General features: G+C 47.6%; 3 rRNA genes. All 3 read left to right on the top strand.

Annotated features, from left to right (window positions below):
- Positions 1 to 185: 185 nt before the first annotated feature.
- Positions 186 to 3109 (top strand): 23S ribosomal RNA (locus tag ACA31_RS01180).
- Positions 3110 to 3190: 81 nt separating this feature from the next.
- Positions 3191 to 3305 (top strand): 5S ribosomal RNA (rrf, locus tag ACA31_RS01175).
- 249 nt (positions 3306 to 3554) lie between these two features.
- A 16S ribosomal RNA gene (locus ACA31_RS01170) occupies positions 3555 to 5107 on the top strand.
- Positions 5108 to 5168 lie beyond the last annotated feature (61 nt).

The following is a 5168-nucleotide window of genomic DNA, read 5'->3' as shown; positions in this document are numbered from 1 at the left end:
TTTGTACATTGAAAACTAGATATGTAAGTAAAATTTATGATTTTACCAAGCAAAACCGAGTGAATTAGAGTTTTAAAAAGCTTGAATTCAAAAAAATAGAAATAATCGCTAGTGTTCGAAAGAACACTCACAGATTAATAACATTTTAGGTTTTCAACCGATTTTATCGTGTTGAAGGTCGAAAAGATTAAGTTATTAAGGGCGCACGGTGGATGCCTTGGCACTAGAAGCCTACGAAGGACGTTACTAACGACGATATGCTTTGGGGAGCTGTAAGTAAGCTTTGATCCAGAGATTTCCGAATGGGGAAACCCAGCACGAGTTATGTCGTGTTATCGATATGTGAATACATAGCATATCTGAAGGCAGACGCGGGGAACTGAAACATCTTAGTACCCGCAGGAAGAGAAAGAAAAATCGATTCCCTGAGTAGCGGCGAGCGAAACGGGAAGAGCCCAAACCAACGAGCTTGCTTGTTGGGGTTGTAGGACACTCTATACGGAGTTACAAAAGAACAAATTAGACGAATCATCTGGAAAGATGAATCAAAGAAGGTAATAATCCTGTAGTCGAAAGTTTGTTCACTCTTGAGTGGATCCTGAGTACGGCGGAACACGAGAAATTCCGTCGGAATCCGGGAGGACCATCTCCCAAGGCTAAATACTCTCTAGTGACCGATAGTGAACCAGTACCGTGAGGGAAAGGTGAAAAGTACCCCGGAAGGGGAGTGAAATAGAACTTGAAACCGTGTGCTTACAAGTAGTCAGAGCCCGTTAATGGGTGATGGCGTGCCTTTTGTAGAATGAACCGGCGAGTTACGATTTGATGCAAGGTTAAGCAGTTAATGTGGAGCCGTAGCGAAAGCGAGTCTGAATAGGGCGTTGAGTATTTGGTCGTAGACCCGAAACCAGGTGATCTACCCATGACCAGGCTGAAGTTCAGGTAACACTGAATGGAGGGCCGAACCGACTTACGTTGAAAAGTGAGCGGATGAGTTGTGGGTAGCGGAGAAATTCCAATCGAACCTGGAGATAGCTGGTTCTCTCCGAAATAGCTTTAGGGCTAGCCTTAAGTAATGATTATTGGAGGTAGAGCACTGTTTGGACGAGGGGCCTTTATCGGGTTACCGAATTCAGACAAACTCCGAATGCCAATCAATTTTATCTTAGGAGTTAGAACGCGGGTGATAAGGTCCGTGTTCGAAAGGGAAACAGCCCAGACCACCAGCTAAGGTCCCAAAATATATGTTAAGTGGAAAAGGATGTGGCGTTGCCCAGACAACTAGTATGTTGGCTTAGAAGCAGCCATCATTTAAAGAGTGCGTAATAGCTCACTAGTCGAGTGACACTGCGCCGAAAATGTACCGGGGCTAAACATATTACCGAAGCTGTGGATTGTCCGTAAGGACAGTGGTAGGAGAGCGTTCTAAGGGCGTTGAAGCATGATCGCAAGGACATGTGGAGCGCTTAGAAGTGAGAATGCCGGTGTGAGTAGCGAAAGACGGGTGAGAATCCCGTCCACCGATTGACTAAGGTTTCCAGAGGAAGGCTCGTCCGCTCTGGGTTAGTCGGGTCCTAAGCTGAGGCCGATAGGCGTAGGCGATGGATAACAGGTTGATATTCCTGTACCACCAAAATTCGTTTTAAGCGATGGGGGGACGCAGTAGGATAGGCGAAGCGTACTATTGGATTGTACGTCCAAGCAATGAGACTGAGTGTTAGGCAAATCCGGCACTCTTAAGGTCAAGTTGTGATGGGGAGAGGAAATTTTTTCCTCGAGTCGTTGATTTCACACTGCCAAGAAAAGCCTCTAGCTAGAATTTTGGTGCCCGTACCGCAAACCGACACAGGTAGTCAAGATGAGAATTCTAAGGTGAGCGAGCGAACTCTCGTTAAGGAACTCGGCAAAATGACCCCGTAACTTCGGGAGAAGGGGTGCTCTTTAGGGTTAACGCCCAGGAGAGCCGCAGTGAATAGGCCCAAGCGACTGTTTATCAAAAACACAGGTCTCTGCTAAACCGTAAGGTGATGTATAGGGGCTGACGCCTGCCCGGTGCTGGAAGGTTAAGAGGAGTGGTTAGCTTCGGCGAAGCTACGAATCGAAGCCCCAGTAAACGGCGGCCGTAACTATAACGGTCCTAAGGTAGCGAAATTCCTTGTCGGGTAAGTTCCGACCCGCACGAAAGGCGTAACGATTTGGGCACTGTCTCAACGAGAGACTCGGTGAAATCATAGTACCTGTGAAGATGCAGGTTACCCGCGACAGGACGGAAAGACCCCGTGGAGCTTTACTGTAGTCTGATATTGAAATTCGGTACAACTTGTACAGGATAGGTAGGAGCCTTTGAAACGTGAGCGCCAGCTTACGTCGAGGCGTTGGTGGGATACTACCCTTGCTGTGTTGGATTTCTAACCCGCACCATTTATCATGGTGGGAGACAGTGTCAGATGGACAGTTTGACTGGGGCGGTCGCCTCCTAAAGAGTAACGGAGGCGCTCAAAGGTTTCCTCAGAATGGTTGGAAATCATTCATAGAGTGTAAAGGCATAAGGAAGCTTGACTGCGAGACTTACAAGTCGAGCAGGGTCGAAAGACGGACTTAGTGATCCGGTGGTTCCGCATGGAAGGGCCATCGCTCAACGGATAAAAGCTACCCCGGGGATAACAGGCTTATCTCCCCCAAGAGTTCACATCGACGGGGAGGTTTGGCACCTCGATGTCGGCTCATCGCATCCTGGGGCTGTAGTCGGTCCCAAGGGTTGGGCTGTTCGCCCATTAAAGCGGTACGCGAGCTGGGTTCAGAACGTCGTGAGACAGTTCGGTCCCTATCCGTCGTGGGCGCAGGAAATTTGAGAGGAGCTGTCCTTAGTACGAGAGGACCGGGATGGACATACCTCTGGTGTACCAGTTGTCGTGCCAACGGCATCGCTGGGTAGCTATGTATGGACGGGATAAGTGCTGAAAGCATCTAAGCATGAAGCCCCCCTCAAGATGAGATTTCCCAACTTCGGTTATAAGATCCCTCAAAGATGATGAGGTTAATAGGTTCGAGGTGGAAGCATAGCGATATGTGGAGCTGACGAATACTAATCGATCGAAGACTTAATCAAATTTAAAAGTGTTTTGTTTTGGCATTATCAAATTTTACTTACTATCTAGTTTTGAATGTATAATTTTTATACATTTCATTGTCTGGTGACAATGGCAAGGAGGTCACACCTGTTCCCATGCCGAACACAGTAGTTAAGCTCCTTAGCGCCGATGGTAGTCGGACTTACGTTCCGCGAGAGTAGGACGTTGCCAGGCAATTCCATTTTGACCTTTGGGTCGTTTTTTTATGGAAGTATTAAAGAAAATTAAATTAATTTCAAAAAGTTCTTGACTTTCTGAGTCATAACCTGTAGAATTAATTCTTGTGATTAAGAAATGAACATTGAAAACTGAATTGCAATATGTCAACGTTAATTCCGAACGCAACATTAAATTGTTGGTTCAAACGTGTTAGAGATAACACACAAATTAGTATTTTATGAGCTAATCAAACATCATAATTCATTTATGGAGAGTTTGATCCTGGCTCAGGATGAACGCTGGCGGCGTGCCTAATACATGCAAGTCGAGCGAACGGATAAGGAGCTTGCTCCTTTGAAGTTAGCGGCGGACGGGTGAGTAACACGTGGGTAACCTACCTATAAGACTGGAATAACTTCGGGAAACCGGAGCTAATGCCGGATAACATTTGGAACCGCATGGTTCTAAAGTAAAAGATGGTTTTGCTATCACTTATAGATGGACCCGCGCCGTATTAGCTAGTTGGTAAGGTAATGGCTTACCAAGGCGACGATACGTAGCCGACCTGAGAGGGTGATCGGCCACACTGGAACTGAGACACGGTCCAGACTCCTACGGGAGGCAGCAGTAGGGAATCTTCCGCAATGGACGAAAGTCTGACGGAGCAACGCCGCGTGAGTGATGAAGGTTTTCGGATCGTAAAACTCTGTTATTAGGGAAGAACAAATGTGTAAGTAACTGTGCACATCTTGACGGTACCTAATCAGAAAGCCACGGCTAACTACGTGCCAGCAGCCGCGGTAATACGTAGGTGGCAAGCGTTATCCGGAATTATTGGGCGTAAAGCGCGCGTAGGCGGTTTCTTAAGTCTGATGTGAAAGCCCACGGCTCAACCGTGGAGGGTCATTGGAAACTGGGAAACTTGAGTACAGAAGAGGAAAGTGGAATTCCATGTGTAGCGGTGAAATGCGCAGAGATATGGAGGAACACCAGTGGCGAAGGCGACTTTCTGGTCTGTAACTGACGCTGATGTGCGAAAGCGTGGGGATCAAACAGGATTAGATACCCTGGTAGTCCACGCCGTAAACGATGAGTGCTAAGTGTTAGGGGGTTTCCGCCCCTTAGTGCTGCAGCTAACGCATTAAGCACTCCGCCTGGGGAGTACGACCGCAAGGTTGAAACTCAAAGGAATTGACGGGGACCCGCACAAGCGGTGGAGCATGTGGTTTAATTCGAAGCAACGCGAAGAACCTTACCAAATCTTGACATCCTTTGAAAACTCTAGAGATAGAGCCTTCCCCTTCGGGGGACAAAGTGACAGGTGGTGCATGGTTGTCGTCAGCTCGTGTCGTGAGATGTTGGGTTAAGTCCCGCAACGAGCGCAACCCTTAAACTTAGTTGCCAGCATTTAGTTGGGCACTCTAGGTTGACTGCCGGTGACAAACCGGAGGAAGGTGGGGATGACGTCAAATCATCATGCCCCTTATGATTTGGGCTACACACGTGCTACAATGGACAATACAAAGGGCAGCTAAACCGCGAGGTCATGCAAATCCCATAAAGTTGTTCTCAGTTCGGATTGTAGTCTGCAACTCGACTACATGAAGCTGGAATCGCTAGTAATCGTAGATCAGCATGCTACGGTGAATACGTTCCCGGGTCTTGTACACACCGCCCGTCACACCACGAGAGTTTGTAACACCCGAAGCCGGTGGAGTAACCATTTATGGAGCTAGCCGTCGAAGGTGGGACAAATGATTGGGGTGAAGTCGTAACAAGGTAGCCGTATCGGAAGGTGCGGCTGGATCACCTCCTTTCTAAGGATATATTCGGAACATCTTCCTTGAGAAGATGAGAAGGAATGACATTGACATATTG

This window comes from Staphylococcus sp. NAM3COL9 (assembly GCF_001431205.1).
Taxonomy (GTDB): Bacteria; Bacillota; Bacilli; order Staphylococcales; family Staphylococcaceae; genus Staphylococcus.
Note: the sequence above shows the minus strand (reverse complement) of the source record. Positions and strands in the feature narration are given on the sequence as shown.